Source organism: Pseudomonas sp. ZL2, assembly GCF_054788455.1.
Genome location: NZ_JBGOGX010000038.1, coordinates 1 through 23,695, shown reverse-complemented (window position 1 = coordinate 23,695; position 23,695 = coordinate 1). Strand labels below are relative to the sequence as shown.

25 protein-coding genes are annotated in these 23,695 nt (G+C 62.7%); 11 read left to right on the top strand and 14 right to left on the bottom strand.

Translation table 11 applies throughout. The features are described from left to right. Positions 1-43: 43 nt before the first annotated feature. The 4 genes from ABM562_RS20665 to ABM562_RS20650 all read right to left on the bottom strand — a co-directional run bounded on the left by ABM562_RS20665 (position 44) and on the right by ABM562_RS20650 (position 3,954). On the bottom strand, positions 44-1,603 hold the full coding sequence (locus tag ABM562_RS20665; protein WP_460423155.1) for an MFS transporter: 1,560 nt from the start codon (positions 1,601-1,603) through the stop codon (positions 44-46). Continuing rightward, positions 1,600-2,679 (bottom strand): HlyD family secretion protein, encoded by a 1,080-nt coding sequence (locus ABM562_RS20660; protein WP_233674717.1) that lies wholly within the window; start codon positions 2,677-2,679, stop codon positions 1,600-1,602. The genes ABM562_RS20665 and ABM562_RS20660 overlap by 4 nt, the downstream gene beginning before the upstream one ends. Before the next feature lie 65 nt (positions 2,680-2,744). Beyond that, positions 2,745-3,158 carry a cupin domain-containing protein gene (locus ABM562_RS20655; RefSeq protein ID WP_115087356.1) on the bottom strand — a complete coding sequence of 138 codons (414 nt, stop codon included), beginning with the start codon at positions 3,156-3,158 and terminating at the stop codon, positions 2,745-2,747. Between the two features lie 34 nt (positions 3,159-3,192). Further along, complete coding sequence (locus ABM562_RS20650) at positions 3,193-3,954, bottom strand: SDR family oxidoreductase (protein ID WP_233674716.1); 762 nt, start codon at positions 3,952-3,954, stop codon at positions 3,193-3,195. Positions 3,955-4,207: 253 nt separating this feature from the next. Between ABM562_RS20650 and ABM562_RS20645 the strand changes: the two genes are divergently transcribed. The 6 genes from ABM562_RS20645 (at position 4,208) to ABM562_RS20620 (ending at position 13,212) form a co-directional block, all read left to right on the top strand. Continuing rightward, positions 4,208-5,782 (top strand): winged helix-turn-helix domain-containing tetratricopeptide repeat protein, encoded by a 1,575-nt coding sequence (locus ABM562_RS20645; protein WP_134062262.1) that lies wholly within the window; start codon positions 4,208-4,210, stop codon positions 5,780-5,782. A 77-nt stretch (positions 5,783-5,859) separates the two neighbouring features. Beyond that, positions 5,860-8,064, top strand: coding sequence for an OsmC domain/YcaO domain-containing protein (locus ABM562_RS20640; RefSeq protein ID WP_460423152.1), 2,205 nt, complete (start codon positions 5,860-5,862; stop codon positions 8,062-8,064). 164 nt (positions 8,065-8,228) lie between these two features. Continuing rightward, entirely contained in the window at positions 8,229-9,041 is an 813-nt protein-coding gene (locus ABM562_RS20635; RefSeq protein WP_115087348.1) for a class I SAM-dependent methyltransferase, read from the top strand. Between the two features lie 158 nt (positions 9,042-9,199). Beyond that, positions 9,200-9,703 (top strand): sigma-70 family RNA polymerase sigma factor, encoded by a 504-nt coding sequence (locus tag ABM562_RS20630; RefSeq protein WP_115087346.1) that lies wholly within the window; start codon positions 9,200-9,202, stop codon positions 9,701-9,703. Then, positions 9,700-10,668, top strand: coding sequence for a DUF4880 domain-containing protein (locus ABM562_RS20625; RefSeq protein WP_460423150.1), 969 nt, complete (start codon positions 9,700-9,702; stop codon positions 10,666-10,668). Before ABM562_RS20630 ends, ABM562_RS20625 begins: the two co-directional genes overlap by 4 nt. A 108-nt stretch (positions 10,669-10,776) precedes the next feature. Further along, positions 10,777-13,212, top strand: a complete 2,436-nt coding sequence (locus tag ABM562_RS20620) for a TonB-dependent siderophore receptor (RefSeq protein WP_115087342.1) — start codon at positions 10,777-10,779, stop codon at positions 13,210-13,212. Here the strand turns inward: ABM562_RS20620 and ABM562_RS20615 are convergent. The 3 genes from ABM562_RS20615 to ABM562_RS20605 form a co-directional block, all read right to left on the bottom strand. After that, on the bottom strand, positions 13,200-13,712 hold the full coding sequence (locus tag ABM562_RS20615; RefSeq protein ID WP_115087665.1) for a hypothetical protein: 513 nt from the start codon (positions 13,710-13,712) through the stop codon (positions 13,200-13,202). The genes ABM562_RS20620 and ABM562_RS20615 overlap by 13 nt on opposite strands. Before the next feature lie 11 nt (positions 13,713-13,723). After that, a complete protein-coding gene (locus ABM562_RS20610; RefSeq protein WP_233674712.1) occupies positions 13,724-14,662 on the bottom strand; it encodes a YncE family protein in 939 nt (312 codons plus the stop codon). A 106-nt stretch (positions 14,663-14,768) separates the two neighbouring features. After that, a complete protein-coding gene (locus tag ABM562_RS20605) occupies positions 14,769-15,659 on the bottom strand; it encodes a LysR family transcriptional regulator (RefSeq protein ID WP_134062272.1) in 891 nt (296 codons plus the stop codon). Positions 15,660-15,759: 100 nt separating this feature from the next. On the opposite strand from ABM562_RS20605, the gene nfsB reads away from it, so the two are divergent. The 3 genes from nfsB (at position 15,760) to ABM562_RS20590 (ending at position 17,603) form a co-directional block, all read left to right on the top strand. Further along, positions 15,760-16,413, top strand: coding sequence for an oxygen-insensitive NAD(P)H nitroreductase (gene nfsB / locus ABM562_RS20600; RefSeq protein ID WP_115087336.1), 654 nt, complete (start codon positions 15,760-15,762; stop codon positions 16,411-16,413). A gap of 45 nt (positions 16,414-16,458) precedes the next feature. Further along, positions 16,459-16,767 (top strand): putative quinol monooxygenase, encoded by a 309-nt coding sequence (locus ABM562_RS20595; protein ID WP_134062350.1) that lies wholly within the window; start codon positions 16,459-16,461, stop codon positions 16,765-16,767. Between the two features lie 140 nt (positions 16,768-16,907). Next, positions 16,908-17,603: a tRNA (adenine(22)-N(1))-methyltransferase gene (locus ABM562_RS20590; protein ID WP_460423149.1), complete on the top strand. Its 696-nt coding sequence runs from the start codon at positions 16,908-16,910 to the stop codon at positions 17,601-17,603. 6 nt (positions 17,604-17,609) lie between these two features. Here ABM562_RS20590 and ABM562_RS20585 read toward each other — a convergent pair whose 3' ends face one another. Further along, positions 17,610-19,196, bottom strand: coding sequence for a hypothetical protein (locus ABM562_RS20585; RefSeq protein ID WP_460423147.1), 1,587 nt, complete (start codon positions 19,194-19,196; stop codon positions 17,610-17,612). A 212-nt stretch (positions 19,197-19,408) separates the two neighbouring features. Beyond that, the gene (locus ABM562_RS20580; protein ID WP_115087330.1) at positions 19,409-19,795 is read right to left on the bottom strand and encodes a hypothetical protein; all 387 of its coding nucleotides are present in this window, start codon (positions 19,793-19,795) and stop codon (positions 19,409-19,411) included. Positions 19,796-20,069: 274 nt separating this feature from the next. Here ABM562_RS20580 and ABM562_RS20575 point away from each other — a divergent pair, with 274 nt between their 5' ends. Then, positions 20,070-20,507: an NUDIX hydrolase gene (locus ABM562_RS20575; protein WP_115087328.1), complete on the top strand. Its 438-nt coding sequence runs from the start codon at positions 20,070-20,072 to the stop codon at positions 20,505-20,507. Between the two features lie 57 nt (positions 20,508-20,564). Further along, complete coding sequence (locus ABM562_RS20570; protein ID WP_460423144.1) at positions 20,565-21,044, top strand: isochorismatase family protein; 480 nt, start codon at positions 20,565-20,567, stop codon at positions 21,042-21,044. 60 nt (positions 21,045-21,104) lie between these two features. Here ABM562_RS20570 and ABM562_RS20565 read toward each other — a convergent pair whose 3' ends face one another. The 5 genes from ABM562_RS20565 to ABM562_RS20545 form a co-directional block, all read right to left on the bottom strand. Then, positions 21,105-21,566: a hypothetical protein gene (locus ABM562_RS20565; RefSeq protein WP_460423142.1), complete on the bottom strand. Its 462-nt coding sequence runs from the start codon at positions 21,564-21,566 to the stop codon at positions 21,105-21,107. A gap of 3 nt (positions 21,567-21,569) precedes the next feature. Then, entirely contained in the window at positions 21,570-21,737 is a 168-nt protein-coding gene (locus ABM562_RS20560; protein WP_115087322.1) for a DUF2986 domain-containing protein, read from the bottom strand. 4 nt (positions 21,738-21,741) lie between these two features. Then, complete coding sequence (locus ABM562_RS20555; RefSeq protein ID WP_460423140.1) at positions 21,742-22,632, bottom strand: diguanylate cyclase domain-containing protein; 891 nt, start codon at positions 22,630-22,632, stop codon at positions 21,742-21,744. A gap of 191 nt (positions 22,633-22,823) precedes the next feature. Next, positions 22,824-23,150, bottom strand: coding sequence for a low molecular weight protein tyrosine phosphatase family protein (locus tag ABM562_RS20550; RefSeq protein ID WP_115087318.1), 327 nt, complete (start codon positions 23,148-23,150; stop codon positions 22,824-22,826). Then, positions 23,147-23,341, bottom strand: a complete 195-nt coding sequence (locus tag ABM562_RS20545) for a hypothetical protein (protein WP_115087317.1) — start codon at positions 23,339-23,341, stop codon at positions 23,147-23,149. Before ABM562_RS20545 ends, ABM562_RS20550 begins: the two co-directional genes overlap by 4 nt. Positions 23,342-23,695 lie beyond the last annotated feature (354 nt).

Here is a 23,695-nt window from a genome sequence, read left to right as displayed (position 1 = left end):
TGGGTATAGACTGCATCCAGATTCACGGCAAACACCGTTGAGCTTATTGGCCTTCCCGAGAATAGGTTTTTGCATGCTTGGCAAAGCCGATCTTGATCGCTACCAACACGGGCGCCGCCAAGGCAAAAAGCAGCGTCACGGCCATGAACGCACTGTCGAAGGCAATCACCTGGGCCTGCCCGGACAGCGCCCGCCCCAGCAAATTTGTCGCCGCCCGCGCCGCCGCCGCTGCATCCATGCCTTTATCCATCAGCAACGCCGTGCTGCTGGTCAAACGCTCCATCATCGCCGCGCTGCCGGGCGTGACACGGGTGCCGAGCACCACGGCATTGGTCGCGACGTCATGCTCGATCAGGGTCTGCAACCCGGCCACCCCCATCAGCCCGCCTAACTGCCGCCCGGCATTGAACAGGCCAATGCCGGCCGCCAGGTTGCGGCTGTTGAGGTGCGTGAAGGCAATCAGGGTGATCGACAAAAACAGAAAACCCAAGCCCAGCCCGCGCAATACAATGGCCGCCATCATGTCTGCGCTGCCGCTTTCGCTGGTCGAGCCAGACAGCATCCACATGGCGATCATGATCAGCCCGATGCCAAAGGGCACCGTGGCAAACGGCGGCACCCCACGTGCCTGCATGAGGTAGGCCGAAACCAGCAGCGCACCCACGAAAAGCGCGCCACTGGGCAACAGCAACAAACCGGCACTCGTCGGGGTAAAGCCCAGCACCGACAAGGCAAATGCCGGGATCAGGTACGCACTGCCAAACAAGGCCGCACCGGCGACAAAACTGACGATAAAGGCGAAGGCAAAATCGCTCGATTGAAACAGGCTGAAGTCGAGCAGACCTCGACCCTTGGCCAGCACTTGCCGACCGAGAAACACCAGCAGCGCCGCTGTGCCAATCACCGTCAGCCAGCGGATGCGAGGCTCCTCGAACCAGTCCCAGCGGCTGCCCTGGCTGAGCAGGTAGGTAAAGCACAACAGCGCAGTGGCGAGGAAAAACAAGCCAAGCCAGTCAAACGGCAGCTGTCGGGCTTTGGCCGGCTTCGGCACGTCGGCGAGCAGCACAAGCCCACCGGCCAGCAGCGCCAGCGGCAAGACGCTGAAGAAGATCCAGGTCCACGACTGGCTGTCCAGCAACCAGCCTTGCAGGGCCGGGGCGAGGGTAGCCGGGGCAACCACGGCGCCCATGGCGAACAGCGCTTGAATGAGCGGTTGCCAGGCGCGCGGGTAGGCCCGAAACAGGATCATCTGACCGCCGACCAGCAGCGTGCCGCCGGCAAAACCCTGCGCCACCCGCAACGCAGTCAGCAGCTGCAGTTGCGTGGTGTAAACCGCGATCGCGCAAGCCAGGCCCATGGCCAGGGTCGCACCGATGACCACCTGCCGGGGATCGAAGCGCCTGAGCAGCCAGGCGGCGCTCATGAAACCGATCAGTTTGAACCCGGTGTAGCCGATATCCAGCCAGGCGAACTCATCGGGCGTGGCATAGGTGTCGCCGATGATGTCGCCGCGGCCCAGCGCCAGTACGGTACTGGCGATGGCCTCGGTCAGGGTGGCAAGCAGTATGCCGACCACCAGCAGCCTAGCGCCGCCGCGCTTCACGAGCCACCGCCATGGGCCACCTCGACCCGCGCCGACAGGCCCGGCACGATACGCCCGGGCAGGGGGTTATGGGCCAGGCGGATCTTCACCGGCACACGCTGCACGACCCGGACGAAATTGCCGGTGGCGTTGTCGGCCGGCAGCAGGCTGAACGCCGAACCGCTGCCGGGGGCAAAGCTGTCGACCACGCCTTCCAGCACGTCGTCGGGGTAGCCGTCGACGGTGATACGCACGCGCTGGCCAGGGTGGATCGGCTCAAGCTGGGTTTCCTTGAAATTGGCCACCACCCACACATCGTTGACCGGCACGATATCGAGCAAGGCCACGCCGGTGGTCACAAAGCGCCCGACCCGCACCTGGCGGTTGCCGACCACGCCATCCACCGGGGCACGCACCACCGTGCTGTCCAGGTCGATCCGCGCCAGGTCCCGCGCGGCCTGGGCCTGGGCCACGGCAGCAACGGCGGCTTGACGCTGGGCGAGCAGCACGGCGATGTGCTGCTGTTGCGCGTCCACCGAGGCCGAGGCGGCAGACACCGTCGCCGCGGCCTTTGATTGCGCCGCGCCGGTTTCATCGACCAGGGCCTGGCTGACGGCGTTGCTGACGATCAGCTTGCGGCTGCGGTCGTGGGTTTTGCTCGCCAGGTTCATTTCGGCGGCGGCCGAGCGCCGCTGGGCCTCGGCCTGGCGAATCAGTGCGCGTTGCAGCTGGGTCTGCGCATCGACATGGCTCAGGCGTGCCTGGGCCGCGTTGTAGTTGGCCTCGGCCTGGTCGAGGTGAGCGCGATAGTCCTGGTCGTCGATGCGAAACAGCACGTCACCGGCGCGCACGCTCTGGTTGTCCCGGACCTGGACCGCGGTTACGTAGCCGGCCACCTTGGCCGCTAGCGAGGTGACGTCGCCGCGCACATAGGCGTTGTCGGTGGAGGTGCTGGCGCCGCTGAACCCTGCAGCCCAGCCAGCCAGCAACACCGCCAGGGCACTGGCGCAAAGCAGCAGGCCGACGACCTTGCGCTTGCCGCGCCGTGGCGCTGCCGGTGCTGCCTCGACGTCGGGGGAGGGCATGAGCACGTTCATGATGGGTGTCCTGTTCAATGCCGGCGCCTGCGGCAGCCGAAGCTGCCGAGGGTCGCCTGGCGTGGTCACTTGTTAACGGGCTTGACCAGCTCCTGCTCGCTGCTGTCGAGCACGAACACCGCCAGCAAACGGGCCGGCTCGGTGCTGCTGGCATTAGCGCTGACTGCATGAAAGGCGCCGGGCTCCTCGACGAAATGCTCCCCGGCCTTGTAGACCTTCTCCGGGCCGTCGCCGACCTTGCTGCGCACCGCGCCTTCGAGCACCGTGGCGTAGATGAACGCCGACTTCGGATGCAGGTGCGCCGGTGATGCGCCGCCTGGCGCGTATTCCACCAGCACGCCCTTCATGCTCTTGCCCGGCACATTGGGCAGGGCGCGGTCGAACACCACACTGACCTTGCCCGGTTGCGGTTCGCCAGCCCAGGCGCTGGTGATTGAAAAGCTGGCAAAGGCGGCGGCGAGAACCAATCGGCTAAACATGGCAATGCTCCTTCAATGAGTGGGTAAGCGTGTCTCAACGCGGGGCCTGGGGGGTGGATTGCGCCAGCCAGTCCTCGAAGCGGATCGCACCCAGGCGCGGGTTGCTGCCGGGGGTCAGCGACTGGTCGTCGAGCACATCGCCGAAGTAGCGCGCGTGTACATCCGGCACCACCTTGCGGGTGTCGTCGGTGGCGCGGAACAAACGCCGCACCAGCTCATCCAGCGGCAGGGCTTCGGGGCCGGCGACTTCCACGGTGGCGTTGAGCGGCGCCGCCAGGGCCACATCGGTGAGCGCCGCAGCGACGTCATCGGAAGCCATGGGCTGGATCAGCGCCGGTGACAGGCGCACTTCGTCGCCAACCATGGCCGCCTGGGCAATGCCGCCGACAAACTCGAAGAACTGCGTGGCGCGCAGCAGGGTGAAGGGCTGGCCGGACGCCTTGATCAGGTTCTCCTGGGCGACCTTGGCACGAAAGTAGCCGTTGGCCGGCAGCCGCTCGCTACCGACGATCGACAGCGCCACATGATGACCGACGCCGGCAGCGGCTTCGGCGGCCAGCAGGTTACGGGTGGAGGTTTCAAAGAACTCCAGCACCGCCTGGTCTTCCCACGATGGCGCGTTGGCCACATCGACCACCACCTGGGCGCCATCCATCGCCTCGGCCAGGCCTTCGCGGGTAATGCTGTTGACCCCGGTGTTGGGCGAGGCGGCGACGGCGTCATGGCCGCGCTCGCGCAGGTTTTTCACCAGTTTCGATCCGATGAGGCCGGTGCCTCCGATGACGACGATTTTCATGGGGACTCTCCGCTTGCCGACGGCAACCATTGCTGTCGATGGGCTCAAGCGTGCCAGCGGCGCCGGGGCAAGTCCTTGCAGCAGGCGTGGATTTGCCTTGGCATTGGCGTGGATTTATGTCCAAAGCCTCCAACCTGCGCCGACCCGCCCGCTGGACGGTGCAGCCGGCCACGGCCTGCCGTATGATCGAAACCACGACCAATCGCCAGCTCGGACACGGAGTCGGGGGCGCTCGACCCAGAGGATAGCCACCGTGCAATTCGTGTTTGAAGACTACGTGCTCGACCAGCAGCGCCGGGAGCTGACCCAGCGCGGCCAGGTCGTGGCCATCGGCCCGCAGGTGTTCGACCTGTTGCTGCTGCTGGTCAGCAACCACGAACGGGTGGTCAGCAAGGACGACCTGCTGCAGGCGGTATGGAGCGGGCGCATCGTCTCCGAATCGACCATCACCAGCCACATCAACGCCGTGCGCAAGGCCATCGGCGACACCGGCGAGCAGCAGCGCCTGGTGCGCACCGTGCCGCGCAAGGGCTACCGCTTCACAGGCGTGATCAGCCGTTGCGAGGGCCTGGCCGACGAGCCTGCACTGTCAGCCGAACCACTGCCGGCGCCAGCCGCCATACTGAACCTGCCAGACAAACCGTCGATCACCGTGCTGCCGTTCCACAACCTCAGCGGCGACCCCGAGCAGGACTACTTCGCCGACGGCATGGTCGAAGACATCATCGCTGCCTTGTCGCGACTGCGCTGGCTGTTCGTCATCGCCCGCAACACCAGTTTTACCTACAAGGGCAGGGCGGTGGACGTGCAGGGTATCGGCCAGGAGCTGGGTGTGCGCTACGTGCTTGAAGGCAGCGTGCGCAAGGCCGGCAACAAGGTGCGTATCACCGGCCAGTTGATTGATGCCAGCAGCGGCACGCATCTGTGGGCCGAGCGCTTCGAAGGCCTGCTCGACGACATTTTCGACCTGCAGGACCGCATTGCCGAAAGCGTGGTCGGCGCCATTGCCCCACAGCTGGAACGGGCCGAAATCGAGCGGGCCAAGCGCAAACCCACCGACAGTCTCGATGCCTACGACTACTACCTGCGTGGTACGGCCAAGCTGCATAACGGCACCCGCGAAGCCATCGAACAGGCCCTGGCGCTGTTCTACCGGGCTATCGAACTGGACCCGGAATTCGCCTCGGCCTACGGCATGGCCGCCTGGTGCCACTTCTGGCGCAAGATCAATGGCTGGATGAGCGATCGCCCGCGGGAGATCGCCGAAGGCACGCGGCTGGCGCGCCTGGCCGTGGTGCTTGGCCGCGACGACGCCGTGGCCCTGACCCGTGGTGGCCATGCCCTGGCGCACCTGGCGGGCGATGTCGACAGCGGCATCGCCTTGCTCGACCGCGCCCGGCTGCTCAACCCCAACCTGGCGCCGGCCTGGTACCTGGGCGGTATTTTGCGTGCCCTGCGCGGCGAAACCGAGGCGGCCATCGACAACCTCAACCATGCCGTGCGCCTGAGCCCGCTGGACCCGGAGATGTTTCGCATGCAGGTGGGCATGGCCCTGGCGCACTTTTTTGCCGGGCGCTTCGACATCGCCGCCAGTTGGGCCGAAAAGGCCCTGGGTAACCTGCCCAGCCTGCTGCCGGCTGCGGCCCTGCTGGCGGCCAGCTATGCCCACGCCGGCCGGCAGGACAAAGTCGAGCAGGCGCTGCAGCGCCTGCGGGCGATGGACCCGACCTTGCGGGTGTCGCGGCTCAAGGAATGGCTGCCGATCCAGCAGGGCGAGGATTTCGAGCGGTTTGCCCAGGGGCTGCGCCTGGCGGGTTTGCCCGAGTAATTGCGCCCGGCACAAGACTTCCCGGCGAAAACCCGGATAATGGCGGCCAAATCGTTTTGCTCGTATGGTATTCCCGCATGGAAATCAAGGTTAACTTTCTCGACAACCTTCGACTTGAAGCCAAGTTCGATGACTTCACGGTGGTGGCCGATCAACCGATCCGCTACAAGGGCGATGGCTCGGCACCGGGGCCGTTCGATTACTTTCTGGCTTCGTCGGCCCTGTGCGCGGCGTACTTTGTAAAGCTGTACTGCCAGACCCGGGGTATCCCCACCGATAACATCCGCCTGTCGCAAAACAACATTGTCGACCCGGAAGACCGTTACAAGCAGATCTTCAAGATCCAGGTCGAGTTGCCGGCCGATATCTCCGAGAAGGACCGCCAGGGCATCCTGCGCTCCATCGACCGCTGCACGGTGAAAAAGGTGGTGCAGACCGGCCCTGATTTTGTCATCGAAGAAGTGGAAAACCTCGATGCCAACGCCCAGGCCTTGCTTATGCTCGACCCGGCGTCGGACACCAGTACCTTTATCGCCGGCAAGGACCTGCCGCTGGAACAGACCATTGCCAACATGTCGGGGATTCTCGCCGGCCTTGGGATGAAGATCGAGATCGCCTCGTGGCGCAATATCGTGCCCAATGTCTGGTCGCTGCACATTCGCGATGCGCAGTCGCCGATGTGCTTTACCAATGGCAAGGGCGCGACCAAGGAAGGCGCGCTGGCCTCGGCGCTGGGCGAATTCATCGAGCGGCTCAACTGCAACTTCTTCTACAACGACCAGTTCTGGGGCGAAGACATCGCCAACGCAGAATTCGTCCATTACCCGGACGAGCGCTGGTTCAAGCCAGGCCGTAAAGATGCGCTGCCGGCGGAAATCCTCGACGAATACTGCCGCGAGATTTACAACCCCGATGGCGAACTGTGCGGCTCGCACCTGTACGACACCAGCTCCGGCAATGTCGAACGCGGTATCTGCTCGCTGCCGTTCGTGCGCCAGTCCGATGGTGAGGTGGTGTACTTCCCCTCCAACCTGATCGAGAACCTGTACCTGAGCAACGGCATGAGCGCCGGTAACACCCTGGCCGAAGCCCAGGTGCAATGCCTGTCGGAAATCTTCGAGCGCGCGGTCAAGCGTGAAATCCTTGAAGGCGAGCTGGCATTGCCGGATGTGCCACAGGAAGTACTGGCCAAGTACCCCGGCATTCTCGCCGGCATCCAGGGCCTGGAAGAGCAGGGCTTCCCGGTGCTGGTCAAGGATGCGTCGCTCGGCGGCGCCTTCCCGGTGATGTGCGTGACCTTGATGAACCCGCGCACCGGCGGCGTGTTTGCCTCGTTCGGCGCGCACCCAAGCTTTGAAGTGGCGTTGGAGCGCAGCCTCACCGAACTGCTCCAGGGCCGCAGTTTCGAAGGCCTGAACGACCTGCCGCAGCCGACCTTCGAAAGCCACGCGGTGACCGAGCCGAACAACTTTGTCGAGCACTTCATCGACTCCAGCGGTGTGGTGTCGTGGCGCTTCTTCAGTGCCAAGGCAGACTTCGAATTCGTCGAGTGGGACTTCTGTGCCGAGGGTGAAAACGCCAACGCCGAAGAAGCCGCAGCGCTGTTCGGTATTCTCGAAGACATGGGCAAAGAAGTGTACATGGCGGTGTACGAGCACCTGGGCGCCACGGCTTGCCGCATCCTGGTACCGGATTATTCGGAAATCTATCCGGTGGACGACCTGATCTGGGACAACACCAACAAGGCGCTGTTCTTCCGTGAAGACATCCTCAACCTGCACCGCCTGGATGATGAGCAGCTGCACGCTCTGGTCGAGCGCCTGGAAGAAAGCGAGCTGGATGATTACACCGACATCACCACCCTGATCGGCATCGAGTTCGACGACAACACCGCCTGGGGCCAGCTGACCATCCTGGAGTTGAAGCTGCTGATCCACCTTGCCCTGCAGCAATTTGAACCGGCCAAAGAGCTGGTCGAGACCTTCCTGCAGTTCAACGACAACACCGTCGAGCGCGGCTTGTTCTATCAGGCGGTGAATGTGGTGCTGGAAGTGGCGCTGGACGATGAGCTGGAACTGGCCGACTACGAGGTCAATTTCCGCCGCATGTTCGGCAACCCGCGCATGGACGCGGTGCTCGGCTCGGTGGACGGCAGCGTGCGCTTCTACGGCCTGACGCCGACCAGCATGAAACTCGAAGGCCTCGACCGTCACCAGCGCCTGATCGACAGCTACAAAAAACTGCATGCGGCACGGGCCAAGGTGGCCAACCTGTCGCGCTAACACGCGCTGACAACAAAAGCACCTTCGGGTGCTTTTGTTGTTTATGCGCTGGGGTTATAGCCCTGTAGCCAACGGGTCTTGCCGCTGAAACGGCGGCCCTTGCCGGATGATCGGGTTGGGGTTTAGCTGATTGTTCGTGTGAACAACCTCATCAGGTGCAGACCATGAGCACACCCCTGGATTTGAATGCTTTGAAAGCGCGCCAGCAGGCGACGTGGGCCAGTGGCGACTACGCGGTGATCGGTACCACCTTGCAGCTGGTCGGTGAACACCTGGCCGAAGCCTGCGACTTGCGCTGGGACGAAAAGGTCCTGGATGTCGCGGCCGGCAACGGCAATGTCACCCTGGCCGCCGCACGCCGCGGCTGCCAGGTCACCTCCACCGATTATGTGCCCGAACTGCTCAAGCGCGGCGAAGAGCGCGCCCGCGCCGAACGTCTGAATGTCGTGTTTCAGGTCGCCGATGTTGAGGCCTTGCCGTTTCAGGACGGCGCCTTCGATGTGGTGTTATCGACCTTCGGCGTGATGTTCGCCCCCGACCAGGCGCAAGCGGCGAAGGAACTGGGCCGCGTGTGCCGCTCGGGCGGCCGTATCGGCCTGGCCAACTGGACCCCGCAAGGGTTTATCGGCCAGATGTTCAAGACCCTCGGCCGCCATGTGCCGCCACCTGCCGGTGCGCAACCGCCCTCACGCTGGGGGGATGAAGAACAGTTGCATAGCCTGTTCGGCGACGACATCGGTTCGATCAAGGTCAGCCGCGAGCACTTCAATTTTCGCTATCGTTCGGCGGCGCATTTCATCGAAGTGTTCAGGACCTGGTACGGGCCGGTACACAAGGCGTTTGCATCGTTGGAAAGCGACAAGGCCAGCGCGCTGGAACGCGATCTGACCCAGCTGTTGAACGACAACAACGTGGCGGGAGGTGCGTCGCTGGTGGTGCCGAGCGAGTACCTGGAGGTGGTCATCAGCCGCCGCTGAAATCATCGCGGGTCAAGCCCGCTCCTACAGGCCTTGCGCCGAACCTGTGGGAGCGGGCCTTGCCCCGCGAAACGGTCGGCAAAGCAAAACCTGTAGTAGTCAATGAATGAGAAGTATTACCATGCACGGATTTCCTTAGCTGCCAGGAGATCCCGTCCATGTCCCCATCCAGCCCCCACGATGTCGGCGCGCTGTATCTCCAGCATCACAGCTGGGTAGTGGCCATGCTCCGGCGCAAACTGGGCAATCGCGAACAAGCGCTGGACCTCGCACAGGACACCTTCGTAAAACTCCTTCGCAGCGAGATGCCGCCGTTGCTGCGCGAACCCCGGGCCTACCTGGGCACCATCGCCAGCCGCCTGTGCCTGCAGCATTTTCGCCGCCAGGCCCTGGAGCGCGCTTATCTGCAAAGCCTGGCTCAGCTTGAGCCGCAGCATCAGCCTTCGGAAGAAACCCGGGTGCTGGTGCTCGAGGCGCTGGACGCGGTGGGCCAGGTGCTCGATGGCCTGGCCAACCGGGTGCGTGAAGTGTTTTTGCTGTCCCAGCTCGACGGCCTGACCTACCCGCAGATCGCCGAGCGCCTGGGCCTGACCGTCAATGTCGTGCAGAAGGCCATGCTCAAGGCCTATCGGCATTGCTATGCCGCAGTGCATGGCGAATGAAGCCGTTGACCGCACACGAGCCGTGTCTCGATCCGCAAATCCTCGAACAGGCCATGTTGTGGATGGTGCGCCTGCAATCGGGTGTGAGCAGCGACGCCGAGCAGCTCGCCTGCCAGCGCTGGCGCCAGGAAAGCGCGGCCCATGAACTGGCCTGGCAGCGGCTCACGGGCATCAGCCAGGGCCTTCGTGAAGGCACCCGCGGCCTGTCGGCGGCTGGTGCGCGTAGCCTGCTTGAGGCACGTTCGCTGCCCTCGCGAAGGGCAGTGCTCAAGAGCCTGGCTGCCGGTGGCGTGCTGATAGCCACTGGTTACGGGGTACAGCAACGCACAGTGCTGCCGACCCTGTTCAGCGACTACGGGACCGCCACCGGCGAGCGCCGACACTGGAGCCTCGCCTCGGGGCTGGCGTTGCAACTGGATACCCGCAGCGCCCTGGACAGTGACGTGGTGGACGGCGACCGGGTGCTGACCCTCAACCGTGGACGAGTGCTGCTGGAGGTGGAGCAGGGTGCCAGTGTCAGCCTGCGCACCGCTGATGCCCGGGTTCGGCCGGCGACGCTGTCGCGCCTGCTGGTCAGCCAACAATCCACTGGCACCCTGGTGCAGGTGCTCAAGGGGGCGGCGCAGGTCGAGCACGGGCAAGGCGCGCGCGTCGCCCTGGAGGCCAGCTGGCAACAGCTGTACAGCAGCTCCCGGGCCGGCCCGTTGGTGCCGCTGGCTGTGGGCGCGGAGGCCTGGACCCAGGGGCTGCTGGTTGCGCAACGCATGCCGCTCGGCGAGCTGCTGGCCGAGCTCGACCGCTATCGCCCCGGCGTGCTGCGTTGCGATCCGCGAATTACCGGGCTGCAGGTCAGCGGCTCGTTCTCCATCGATCAACCCGACGCCAGTCTTGAGCTGATCACCCAGGTCTTGCCTGTTCGCGTCCAGCGCGTGCTGGGCTATTGGGCCAGTGTCGTGCCCGCCTGAAATAATTTTCATTGGCGTTGGCAGGTTTTGTCGCTTCGCGCATCAAGACAAGGGAAAGCGCTGCACTGCCAGCGCCATGCCCACCCCTGCTTTCCAAGGATTGCCTCGATGCGTTGTCGCCTTACCCCCCTTGCCACTGCTGTACGCACCCTGATGCTTGGTTTTACCCTGGTGTCCTTCAACCAAACCGCAATTGCTGCCCAGGTGATCGCGGAGCAGGCCGGTGTGCGCAGTTATGACATCGCCCCGGGGAGCCTCGACCGCGTACTTGGGCAATTTGGCCAGCAAGCCGGGGTGATGGTTGCCGTCGACTCGCAGTTGTCCAATGGCCTGCAGAGCCCCGGGCTGCGCGGCCAGTTCGGCGTCGACCAGGCGCTGGCGCAGCTGATTGCCGGCACCGGCCTGCAGCCGCTGGTAATGGGGCAGGGGCGCTATCGCCTGATCCCCCGGGCCAGCGAGGCCGGCGCCCTTGAACTGGGTGCGACCAGTGTCAGCGCAGCAGGCCTGGGTGCCACCACCGAAGGTACCGGCTCCTACACCAGCGGCTCGACCAGCACTGCCACCAAGATGAACCTGTCAATCCGCGAAACGCCGCAGTCGATCAGCGTCGTCACCCGCCAGCGCATGGATGACCAACAGCTGCGCAACATGTCCGATGTGCTCAACCAGACCCCCGGCGTGACCATGTCCCAGGATGGCGGCGAGCGCTTCAACATCTATTCGCGCGGCAGCGCCATCAACACCTACCAGTTCGACGGCGTCACCACTTACCAGGAAAACCAGACCCGCACCATGCCCAGCACCTTGCTCGACATGGCCATCTACGACCGGGTGGAAGTGGTGCGCGGCGCCACCGGGCTGATGACCGGCGCGGGCGACCCCAGCGGCGTGGTCAACGTGATCCGCAAGCGCCCGACCCGCGAGTTCCAGGCCTATGTGCAGGGCGGTATCGGCTCCTGGGATTTCAAGCGCCTGGAAGCGGACGTCTCCGGGCCGCTGACGCCGACCGGCAACCTGCGCGGGCGCATGGTCGCGGCCAAGCAGCTCAACGATACCTTCATGGACTGGTACCAGCAGGACCGCGACATCCTTTACGGAGCGCTCGAAGTCGACCTCAGCGACAGCACCCTGGTGCGCCTGAGCATCGATCACCAGCGCTACCGGCCAACGGGCGGCCAGGGTGTGCCGATCATGTTCACCAACGGCCAGGCGACGGACTTCTCCCGCGATACCAGTTCCGGCGCACGCTGGGCCTCGGACCGTTTCGACACCAACAACTACAGCCTGGCGCTCGAACAGCAATTGGCCAACGACTGGCAGCTGAAAGTCGCGGGCACCTTCATGGATGTCGATCGCGATACCCGCAGCGGCTCCTACCAGAGTTCGACCGGCATGTCGTACATCACCCCCGAAGGTAATGCCACCATCAGCCAGGGCTGGTCCGAAGCCACCCAGCATCAGAAGGCCATCGATGCCACCCTGCAGGGCCCGTTCGAACTGTTCGGCAACAGCCATGAGCTTATCGTCGGGGCCAACTACCTCGACTACGTCAACCACCACTACGCGACCACCGGGCGCTCGGCCATCGTCGACTTCAACCACTGGAACAACGAACTGCCCAAGCCCGACAAGGACGGCTTCACCCCGGCGCTGGACTACGACGTCGACACGCGCCAGAGCGGCTACTTCGTCGCCGGGCGCTTCAACCTCAGTGACAGCCTGCACCTGATCCTCGGTGCCCGCGCCAGCAATTACCGCTATCACTACTATTCCAAGAGCCTGGCTTCCGGCTACGTCCTGGACTACAGCATGACCGAACGCGGCGAAGTCACGCCCTACGCTGGCGTGGTCTATGACCTGACGCCCGAGCAGTCGATCTACGTCAGCTACACCGACATCTTCAAGCCGCAGTCGAGCCAGGACCGCAGCGGCAAGGTGCTTGAGCCGGTGGTGGGTAAAAACTATGAGTTGGGTTGGAAGGGCGAGTTCTACGACGGCCGGCTCAACGCCAACATCGCCGGTTACATGATCAAGCGCGACAACGTCGCCGAACTGGATGCCGGCTACACCGTGCCGGGCACCGATCAGGACGCCTACCGCGCGGTGAGCGGCGCCAAGACCAAGGGCATTGACCTGGAACTGGCTGGCGAACTCGCCCCGGGTTGGGAGCTGCAGGCTGGCTTCAGCCACTCGCGCACCGAAGACGCCGAAGGCCAGCGCCTGACCGCCCAGCTGCCGCTGGACACCTTCCGGCTGTGGACCACCTACCAGCTACCCGGTCAATGGCAGCGCCTGACCCTCGGCGGCGGTGCCAGCTGGAACTCCAGCAACTCGCTGTACTTCAGCCGCTACAACAGCCGCGTCGGCCAGGATGATTACGCCGTGCTCAACCTGATGGCGCGCTACCGGCTTAGCGATCATCTTTCCACCACGCTGAACCTCAACAACCTGCTCGACGAGAAGTACTACGCCGGGTTTTCCGGGAGCTACGGGCACTACGGGCCGCCGCGCAATGTGATGATGAATGTGCGTTACGACTTCTGAGGTTTGTAGTCGCAATGGATCTGCATGCTCTCTGTTTCGTTTCGATGGATGTCAAAGCCGCATTGTTTTAATGCGTCTTTGACCCTATCGATAACCACCAGGTAGTGCGCTGCGCGTGCGCGCTGGCGAGTCAGCGAGGTAAAGACGCCAAAGGGCAGGAAGCGCAGCCTTTTTCCCTTTAACACAATGGAGACATCGACATGTGAGCCATCCACGTCATGTCCATTGGAGCCAAATATCTCGCCGACTTCATCCTTGCGACCGGGGTAGCAGGCGCAGAACACCTTGATGCCCAGCCAGCGTGAGAGCGTTCTGAACGAACCCAGATGGCTGTTTTTGTTTTCATACCCGCGCACCAGCAACAGCTCAATGTCGGGTGGCAGCGTTGATTGGGCCTCAATCAACTTATGGAAAGTTTCTTCATCGATGGCTACTTCAGAGGACGGCCAGCGCGGGGATACTCGTACCCCGTGGCGCTCTCCCTTTGGCAGTACAAGCATGTTGGGCATTCTCAAATGGGGCTATCCGAGGGGAGGGGGCTGGTCAGATCAAGCACATCGACGACCGCACCGCTGAAAAAGTCCACGACCTCCAGACGGTGGGTCAGCAACTGATCGCCGAACCAGTCAGCGGCGAGCCGGCCGGGTGGGCCTTTGTGGCGTACAACCGTGGTCTCGATCTGGCCGCTGTCAGCCGCAAGGATGATGTCTTCACCCCAGTTCGAACGCTGCGTCGCCGAGATCGGCAGGCACAGGTGAGTAGCGGATTCATTGAACAGGATTGTCCCGGCGCCTACCTGACCATATTCGCCGATGTCCCTGGACCACAATGTCGCGCCGTTGCGATCGCAGCACAGCAGGCGGTTGTTTTCACCGGTGACAAACAGGTATTGACCATCACGGGAAAAGCGCAGGCTTCTGACCTTGGCGTCCAGCGCCAGGGTGATCTTGTTGATCTCGCCACTGGCGCAATCAACCGTCAGCACACTGTTGCTGGCCCGCTCATCGGGTGCCCAGAGTTTGCCTTGCACGGGGTCGATGCAACCAAACCGGGCATCGACATTACGGGCGATCGGTTCGCTGCATTCGCCGCTGTCCAGGTCGATGACCACCGGGCGCTTTTTATCGTTGCCGACCCCGACCAGCGCGTACCGGCCGTTGGGGTCCAGGTGCGACCAGTACGCCAGGAACCTGTCGGTTTCATGCAGCGCCGTGCGATCTTCAAGAAAGCTCAGGCGCGAGCGACTGGCGCCGCGCACCACCCGCCAATCGGTGCCTTGCAGGGCCATGCGCCGGCCATCGTGAGAGATGTCGCAAACCCTGTCGTCGGCCTGGGTACCGACGGGGTGGGTCAATGCACCGGTGTCCGGATCGTACTGGGTCAGGCAGGCGGGGCGAATGCTGTCGCTTTTATCGAAGAACACCAGGCGGCGGGGTACATCAATGTACATTGCAACTCCCGAAAGTCAGCGAGCAAAGTGCGCAAGGATAAGGCTGCGGCGGCTACCTGAAAAGCAGGTGCGAGCTGTGGGAGATTCTATGGTTCACAGGAAGGCCTCAAATCGGCTTCAACGACTCGAACTGATTGGCCAGCCACCCATGCAGCCGTGACACCGCAGGCGAGACCTGTTTGCGGTGCGGGCAGACCAGACTCAACGGCAAGGCCTCGCCAGGATGGTCCTGCAACAGCACCAGCAGACGCCCGGCCAGCACATCGGCACTGACATCCAGCCAGGACTTGAAGGCAATCCCTTCACCCTCAACCGCCCAGCGCCGGGCGACATCGGCGTCGTCACTGAACAGCGGCCCGGACACCTGGACCGTCTGCGCGCCTACCCGCCACTTGTCAAACACGCGGCCGTTCTGCAGGTAAAGCAAACACGCATGACTGAGCAAATCTGCCGGTACCCGTGGGCTGCCATTGCGTCTGAGGTAATCCGGCGAGGCTACCAGCACCCGCCGATTCCACGGCGCCAGCGGTAGCGCAACGTAGTTGGCGTCACCATTGAGCCCATAGCGAATGGCGACATCCACCGGGTCGCGAAACAGGTCGGCAATCTGGTCAGAGAGAAAAAAGCGCAGGTTCAGCTGCGGGTGCTCGCGTCGAAACGCCGAAAGCCAGGGCAGCAGAATATTGCGCCCCAGGTCCGACGGCGCTGCAATCTGCAGCACCCCGCGCAGCGGCGCATTATCACCGCGCAGGCTCTCGCGCCCTTGCTTGAGGGTCTCCAGCACCGACACCGCGGTGGGCAGGTACTGCTCGCCTTCGGCCGTCAGGCGCAGGCTGCGGGTGGTGCGGGCAAACAGGCGCACATCAAGTTCGCGCTCAAGGCGCTTGATCGCCGCCGCCACCTGGCCTGGCAGTAAATCTGCCTCGAGCGCGGCGGCGGTAAAGCTGCCAAGGGCAGCGCTGCGGACAAACATGCCCAGATCATCGATACGGATCATTTTCACTCCTGCAGTGAAAGTGTTGGCGCATTCTGCCGGTTTTTCTTTGCCCCAGGGAAGGCGCACCCTTCGTTCCTGCTTTTTCAACCAGGAGTAACCCATGGATCTCGTCAGCTTGGCTCAACGCCGCTACACCACCAAGGCCTTCGATGCCGCCCGCAAAATACCTGCCGCCACCGTGCAAGCCTTGCTTGAACAACTGCGCAACAGCCCTTCTTCGGTGAACTCCCAGCCCTGGCATTTCGTCATCGCCCAGACGCAGCCGCAGCGCGCCCGGGTGGCCAAAAGCACTGACGGCGGGTTTGCCTACAACCAGGCAAAAATCCTCAATGCTTCCCACGTCATTGTCTTCTGCACGCGGACCCACATGCCCGACGACCACCTGCAGGCGGTACTGGCCCAGGAAGCTGCGGATGGACGTTTTCACAATGCCGAGGCGAGGGCAGGGCAGGACCGCAGCCGACGTGGCTACGTCGACCTGCATCGCTTTGACCAGAAAGACTTGCAGCACTGGATGGAAAAGCAAACGTACCTGGCACTGGGCACGCTGTTGCTGGGCGCGGCCGCCCTGGGCGTTGACGCCACGCCCATGGAGGGCTTCGACAGCAAGATGCTGGACGCAGAGCTGGGGCTGCGTGACCAGGGCTTTACCAGCCTGGTGCTGGTCAGCCTTGGCTACCACAGCAGCGATGACTTCAACGCCGGCCTGCCCAAGTCAAGGTTGCCGGCCGAGTCGCTGTTTACCTTTCTGTAACGACCGGATTGCCTTTGGCCTGACCTGAACAGTGGAGCATTGATGATGACTGAACATGAGAAACACCTGGTATCGATCGCGGTACTCAAGGCTGCAACCGGTAAACAGCAAGTGTTGAAAGAGGCGCTGGTGGCGCTGATCGAACCTACCCGGGCGGAGCCGGGCAACCTTGACTATGTACTGTTCGAACGCCGGGACGAACCGGGCACGTTCTATATGCGCGAAGCCTTCAAGGATCAAGCGGCGCTCGATGCACACTTCGCTATGCCGTACTTCCAGAACTTTGCGGCTGCCAGCGCAGCGCTGCTCGCAGCACCCCTGGAACTGATCTTCCTCGAGCAGGTTTCGACTTAGCGCATTGCGTTTCGGCGCGGGCCCGGCATGACCGCCGGGCCGGGTAGCTGCCGATCGCTTGAAATGCACCGCAATGCCCGCCAGAATCGCCCCCGATCCGGCCAGCAGCGCCGGACGTTGCAGGTGAAAAGGGGCTGCAGTTGAACGAACAGACATTGTCCATGCGCCTGGAGCGCGTGGCGGCGCATGTGCCAGACGGTGCGCGCCTGGCCGATATCGGCTCGGATCACGCCTACCTGCCGGTGGCCTTGATGCGTCGGGGCGTCATCGCAACTGCCGTGGCTGGCGAGGTGGCGATGACCCCGTTCAACGCAGCCCAACGCACCGTGCGCGACAACGACCTGGAGCAGCAGGTCAGCGTGCGCCTGGCCAATGGCCTGGCGGCGATCGAGCCGGCAGACGGCATCACCGCGATCAGCATCTGCGGCATGGGCGGGGAGACCATCCGTGACATTCTCGAGGCTGGCAAGGCACGCCTGAGCGGCCAGGAGCGGCTGATCCTGCAACCCAACGGCGGCGAGCAGCCGCTGCGCCAATGGTTGATGGACAACGGTTACCGTATCGTCGGCGAGGAACTGCTGCGGGAAAACCGCTTCGACTACGAAATCATCGTCGCCGAGCGGGACGGCCCGGTGACCTACAGCGCCGAACAGCTGTACTTCGGCCCGCTGCAGATGCAGGCCCGCAACCCGGCGTTCCTGGCCAAGTGGCAGAGCATCCTGCAGCGCAAGCAGCAGACCCTGGCGAGCTTCGCCCGGGCGCGGCACAGCGTGCCCGAGGACAAGGTTCAGCAAGTCGCCCGGCAAGCCCGGTGGATCACCGAGCTGCTGGCGTAAGCGGGTTTACTGCTGGGCATCCCGAGGGCGGATCAGCGCCGGATCGGACTGCAACTGCCACTGGCTGCGTTGCGATTGCAACTGTGCTTCCAGGATCGATACGCCGCGGTCACGCTGGGAGATGCGCTCGCGTTCGAACAGGTCAGTGAGCAGGCCAAGCAGGTTGCGCGATTCGGAGACCGACGCCGGTGTGCTCACGTCGCTTTCCAGCACGCCCTCGGCGTACGAGCGCACACGTTCATTGCGACTGGCCTGTTGGCTGACGCTGGCTTCCACCAGGCTATTTTTGTCGTAGCGCAAACGCGTGCTGGAGCTCGATTGGTCGCTGATCTCGTGGTAACGGTAGTTCTGCGTCGCCATGGCCTCGAGCATCGACATCTGCGGGTTGAGGCTGGTGTGGTAGGCGGCCGTGAGGCTCGCCTGCTGATCCTGTTGCACCGAGCGGTTCGCCGGCGACGCACCACTGATCGTGGTTGACTGGGACACTTTGTAGTCGAAGCGATCCAGCTCGGTCGGGCGCAGCGAGTTGGGCTGCTGGCTTGTCTGGCTGATCGAGGCGCTGAAGTCGGCCAGGCCGCTGAGCAGGGCTGTGTCTTTGGCTGCCAGCAGCGGGATGCGGCCGGTCGCTGGCCTGGCGATGTCGTCGGCGCTGTTGAGCTGAACGAAAGCGTCCTTGAGCAGGCTCACCAGGTTCTCGTCGCCTTTGCCGCGGCCCTGCGCCGCATCGAACTGGCTCAGGTAATTGCTGATCGCCGCCTGGCGCTGGGCGCTTTTACCCAGCAGCGAGGTGTCGCGGGTGTCGAGGTTCAACTGCACGTTGCCGGCGGGGCCCTGCAGGCTGAGTTTGCGTGCGCTGTCGTCCAGGGCCAGGTCGAAGGACAGCTGTTCGCCATTTACCGTGTCCAGCTTGGCATTCATTTGCAGCGCGCTGAACAGGGCCGGGTCGAGCGTGGCCAGCTTGCCCAGCTGCAGGCGAGGAGGCTGCTCGCTCAGGCCGTTGATGGTCCCCTGGAAACTGTCGGCCAGTGACGCCAGGCCCTTGAGCTCATCGCTGGTGAGCTGGCCGCCCTGCACCTCGGCGCTGACTGCCAGGCCTTGCTCGCCGCTGGCCAGGGACAGCGTGACGGTCGCTCCGGAGGCGGTGGTCAGGCTCAGGTTCACGGCATTGGCCGGGTGTTGGCGCAGGTTATTGCCCTGGATTCTCAGTGTTTCGGCGCTTGGCTGCGCGCCGTCGGCGAAGGCAAACACCGATTGTGTGAACGACTGGCCGCCGTTGCCTACCAATTGATTCACCAACGCTGCGCCGAGCCCGTTGAAGCGCGAACCGATAGCGCTGGACTGAACACCGATCATCATGTTCATGCTCAGCTTGTTCAGGCTGTCGTTTTCCAGCACGTAGCGCAACGGCACCGTGAGGGTTCCGCGGGACGAATAGGTCGCGGTATCGTCGCTACGAGGGCTTTGGCCCAGGCTGACGGTGGTGCTCGGCGTTGCCGCAGCTTGCTCGGCGCGGCTGCTGCCAGCACTTGCCGGGGCCGGCTGGGGGGCCGTGTAGGCGGGGGCGATGCGCACTCCTGCATTGATTGGGGTCATGCTCTGTACCCGTAGTGTCCATACTTGTTCAAGGGGTATCGGCTGCGGATTGCAGAGCTTGAGTGTCGGTACCGCGATTCTGGCCCCTGTGGGAGCTACGCTGAGCTTCGTATGGGGTTGGTTGTCGGGGGACGGGGAGTCGAGCTACGTCGAGATTGCTGCGCAGCGATGACGCGGACCATCGGCTGGATCAAATACACCCCGGGCACGTCCTAGCGACGATAGTAGCGGCGATCGTCCTCGTAACGGTAACGCATGGCCCGATCATGGTGGCGTTCCCAATAACGATGGCGCTCGGCTTCGCGGCGGGCTTGTTCTCGGCGCCATTGTTCCCTGCGCCAGTTTTCGCGGCGCCAGTCGTCCCTGCGATCATGCCAACGGTGGTCATGCCGGTAGCGGTCATCATGGGCCAGCAACGGCCCTGGTTGCTTGTCGGTCATGCTGGCCAGGCTCGGCCAGGGGGTTTCGGCAGTCCGGGTGGCCGGAACTTCAGGAGCCAGAACCGGGGTTGAGGTCTTCATCTGCGTTGCCGATGCCGAGCCCACTGCCGCGAATGCGAACAGGGCAACGAGCAGCATCCGTGGGGCATGGAATTTCATGAGCGAAGACAACCTCTGAATGACGATTGAACGTATCCAAATAGACCGATAAACAGAGAAAAGTTCTACGGCGCCGCTGTTAAAAAAATGCGCCTGAGCGGCGTACCCCGAGCAACTGTGGGAGCGGGCTTGACCCGCGATGAGGCCGGTACAGTCCGCTCATCAGGCAGTGTCTGGATTGCGGCCGCTGCGCGCTCGATCGCTGGCAAGCCAGCACCCACATGGTGCTCCTGGCGTATGATGCCCAGCCGTTTTTGCCGACAAGGAAATCGCCATGCTCCCCGACAAGGCCTGCGCAGTAGTGCTTTCATCCACGCTGCGCCCGAGGATCCTCTTGTTTCGTCATCCGCTGGCGGGTGTGCAACTGGTAAAGGGCAGCATTGAAAAAGATGAAACAGTGGGTCAGGCAGCGCTGCGGGAATTGGCGGAAGAGTCTGGTATCAATTGCGCCACCATCGCGGACGACCTGGGGTGTTGGGATGCCGGGCATCTTGGTCAGGTGTGGTCGTTTCAACTGTGCGAGGCGAGCGGACCGTTGCCTGAGCAGTGGACTCATCAGACGCTCGATGACCATGGCCACGCTTTCGCGTTCTTCTGGGCATCGCTCGAGCATCTGCCCCTTGCCGAGTGCCACCCGGTCTTTCAACGCGCGCTGCTGTTTTTGTCCGCGACCCTGAAAGCGCGTGGCCATTGGGCAGGCAAACAGCGCTAAATAATCCACCTCGGGGCGATATACTCCGCACCATTGGTCAATGCTCGAGAGAAGTGTATGCGGCAGGTTTTGCTAATCGTTGATGTGCAGTCCACATTCAGTCCACCCGAGTGGCTGGTCGATGGTGTGCGGGCGTTGTCAGAGCGGATTCTGACGGTTGCCTCGGTCGAGTTGCATGATGAGCAGGTGACGCCGTTTGAAAAGCAACTCGGCTGGCATCCTGCGGCCGAAGACGAAAGCCTGGTCGAGGCCGACAAAGTATTTGTAAAGCACGGCTACGGACAGACCGCTGAAACCATCGAGTACATCAGGCAGCTCGGCGCCGAGCGCGTGCTGGTTTGTGGCCTGCAGACCGAAACCTGCGTGCTCGCCGCCGGGTTTGCCCTGTTCGATGCAGGGCTCACGCCCACGCTGGTTACCGACCTGACCGTCGGCTCATCCCTGGACCGGTCAGGTCGGTTGGGCATCGATCTGTGGAAGCATCATTTCCGTCAGGTCACGACCAGAGCAGAAGTGTTTGCCGAACTTGATGCATGAGTTCGTGGAGGCGTGAGGGCAGGGGGTAAGATCGACTGACAATCGGCGATTCGGGTGCGATCAGCGCACACGCTTACTGACGATCTCGTCGGTAGCTGCATCCTCCATCCATACCTCCAGGCGATTGAGACCAACGTACTGCGTGCGGGCGATTATCTTTTGGCCCGGCTTACCTTCAAACTCCAGATCCGCAAACATGAAGTGCTGAGGCAGTCGGTACTCCAGCTGAACGGTGTAGGTGCCCGGCTTGAGGATCGCGCGCTGGGGCGAGTCATTCTTGTAGTAATAGGTAGAGAACGGGATGTTTCCGACCTTTTTGTCGTTGATCTTTATGATGTTCAAGTCAGGCTGGAGGTCGGCGTAATGGCGCTGGGCTCTGCCTGCGTAAGTGTCGGTTTCGATGATGGTGTAACGAGCGTCATCACCGGGTACGAGGGGATCAACGTTCGAGTAATCGGGCATCTCCGCGCAGCCGTGCAGGCCCAGAAGTGCGATAAAGACAGGGGTGAAGATTTTTCTCATTTTCTATCCAGCTTGATGGGGCTCGGGCAAAAGCTCTTGATCTGTTTCGGCCGCTAATTTTAGACGGTCGGCTTTGCTGATGTATTTAGGCTTGCTTTTAGGCGCTAATTTGGCACTGGCCTTTTTGGCGTGAGCCTTTAACAGCTGCTTTATTTTCTTTTGACGATTCACGTTGTTACTCGGCTTGTAAATGCTTGAACACTATCCGCTGTGCGGAGCGTTGTTTTTTGATCCGGTACATATCGCCATCCGCATGGCTGAGCAGCGTATCGGCATTCTCTGCGTCCTTGGGGTAAAAGGCCACGCCCACGCTGCAGGACGGCATTGTGAACCCGCCAAATTCTGCGCCCAGGGGCTCGGTCATGGCCGCGAGAATCTGCTCCACCTTGGCGTAAACGTCGTCCTGCGACTGGATATCCGGCAACAGCACAGTGAATTCATCACCCCCCATCCGGGCCACTGTGTCGGTCTCGCGCACGCAGCCTTCCAACCGCCGTGCAATCATGCAGAGGATCCGGTCACCCATGGCATGCCCATGGACATCATTAATGCCCTTGAAGTCATTGATGTCCAGAAACAGCAACGCCAGTGTGCTCTGGTGGCGGTGTGCCGCGCGAACGGCCGACTCCAGCCGATCATTGAAAAGCGCGCGGTTGGTCAGTGCCGTCAGTGGATCATGATGGGCCAGGAAGCGTAATTCATCCTCGGCTTGCCTGAGGGCTGTCACGTCCCGCGCAACGCCGATTCGCGCACCCACTTCCTCGGACCAGAAGGCCGCCCACAGGATATGTACGACACCGCCATCCTTGCGGATGTAACGGTTGCGGAAATCGACGTGGGATTGACCATTCATGACCCGGACAATGGAGGCCCGTGTCACCGCCAGGTCGTCAGGATGGATGTAGTCGGTGATCGGCGTACCGGTCAGCTCGCCGGCAGAGTAACCGAGCAGCGCCTCGCAGGCATCGCTGACAAATACAATCTGGTTATCCCTGTCGACCACGAAGACCGTGTCCAGCATCAGATGGATCAGTTTGGGATAGAGCGCTTGGAGGTCAACGGGCATAGGCAGGCACGTCCGGTTCAGATCGGCTGATCATAACGCGATTGCGTTTGGCCAATACAGTGCAAGCCTAATGCCGATGCGACGCCCGACGAGACTCTGGAGCAAGCCGGGCTGATGGGGCTGACGCAGATTAAAGTGATTGGCCGCACCAACTGACGCGAGGAACGGTTGCTGGCGTTTACGCACCCATCCTAGATAGCAAGACAGGACGCGACCGTCTCCTCAAGGATGGCGACCAACTCCGGGTCCATGTAGCGAAAATCATCTGGAATATCCAGCGTGTAAACCCGCTTATGCTCCAGCAGCCGCGCGTATTGTGCCTGCAGGCGATTCTGGTGTTTGCGTTCCATGACAAAAATCACATCGGCCCAGCGAATATCCGCTGGGCCGATGGGTTTGCGCGCATTCGGGCTGGTGCCCGCCGACCGGGCATCGAAGCCGGGGCGGCGGCGCCAGAGCGCTTCTGCAGTAGGGCTGCGCCATTGGTTGCGGCTGCAGACGAACAGGAGGTTAGTCACTCTTGATCCAACAGTTGGCGGGTGGAGCGGATGGGGTAGCTCATGCCGAGTTGGCGTGCCCGTATCAACTTGTCGGCGCGGGTGTACAGCAGCTTCCAGTTCTTTTCGGGCTTGAATTCCAGCGGATACACCGCTTTGCTTCTGCCACTTTTACGGGCCTGTGAGCGTCTCCAGGCGCGGGTTCTTTCCATGATCTTGTCCTCGTGAGTACCGGGTTCAGCAGCCGCGGTAATACGAGTTGGGCTTATAGTAAGCGCGAATCAGGATTGTGGCTAGAGGCCGGTCCAGCCAGCACATCAGGTGTTGCCTGGATTACGACCGCTTTGCGCTCGATCGCTGGCAAGGCCAGCTCCCACAGGTCCGGTGTACACAGATCCACTGTGGGAGCGGGCTCGACCCGCGATGAGGGCGGTACAGCCAGCACATCAGTGTTGCCTGAATTGCGACCGCTGCGCGCTCGATCGCTGGCAAGGCCAGCTCCCACAAGTCTGGCGTACACAGATCCACTGTGGGAGCTGGCTTGCCAGCGATGAGGCCGGTACAGC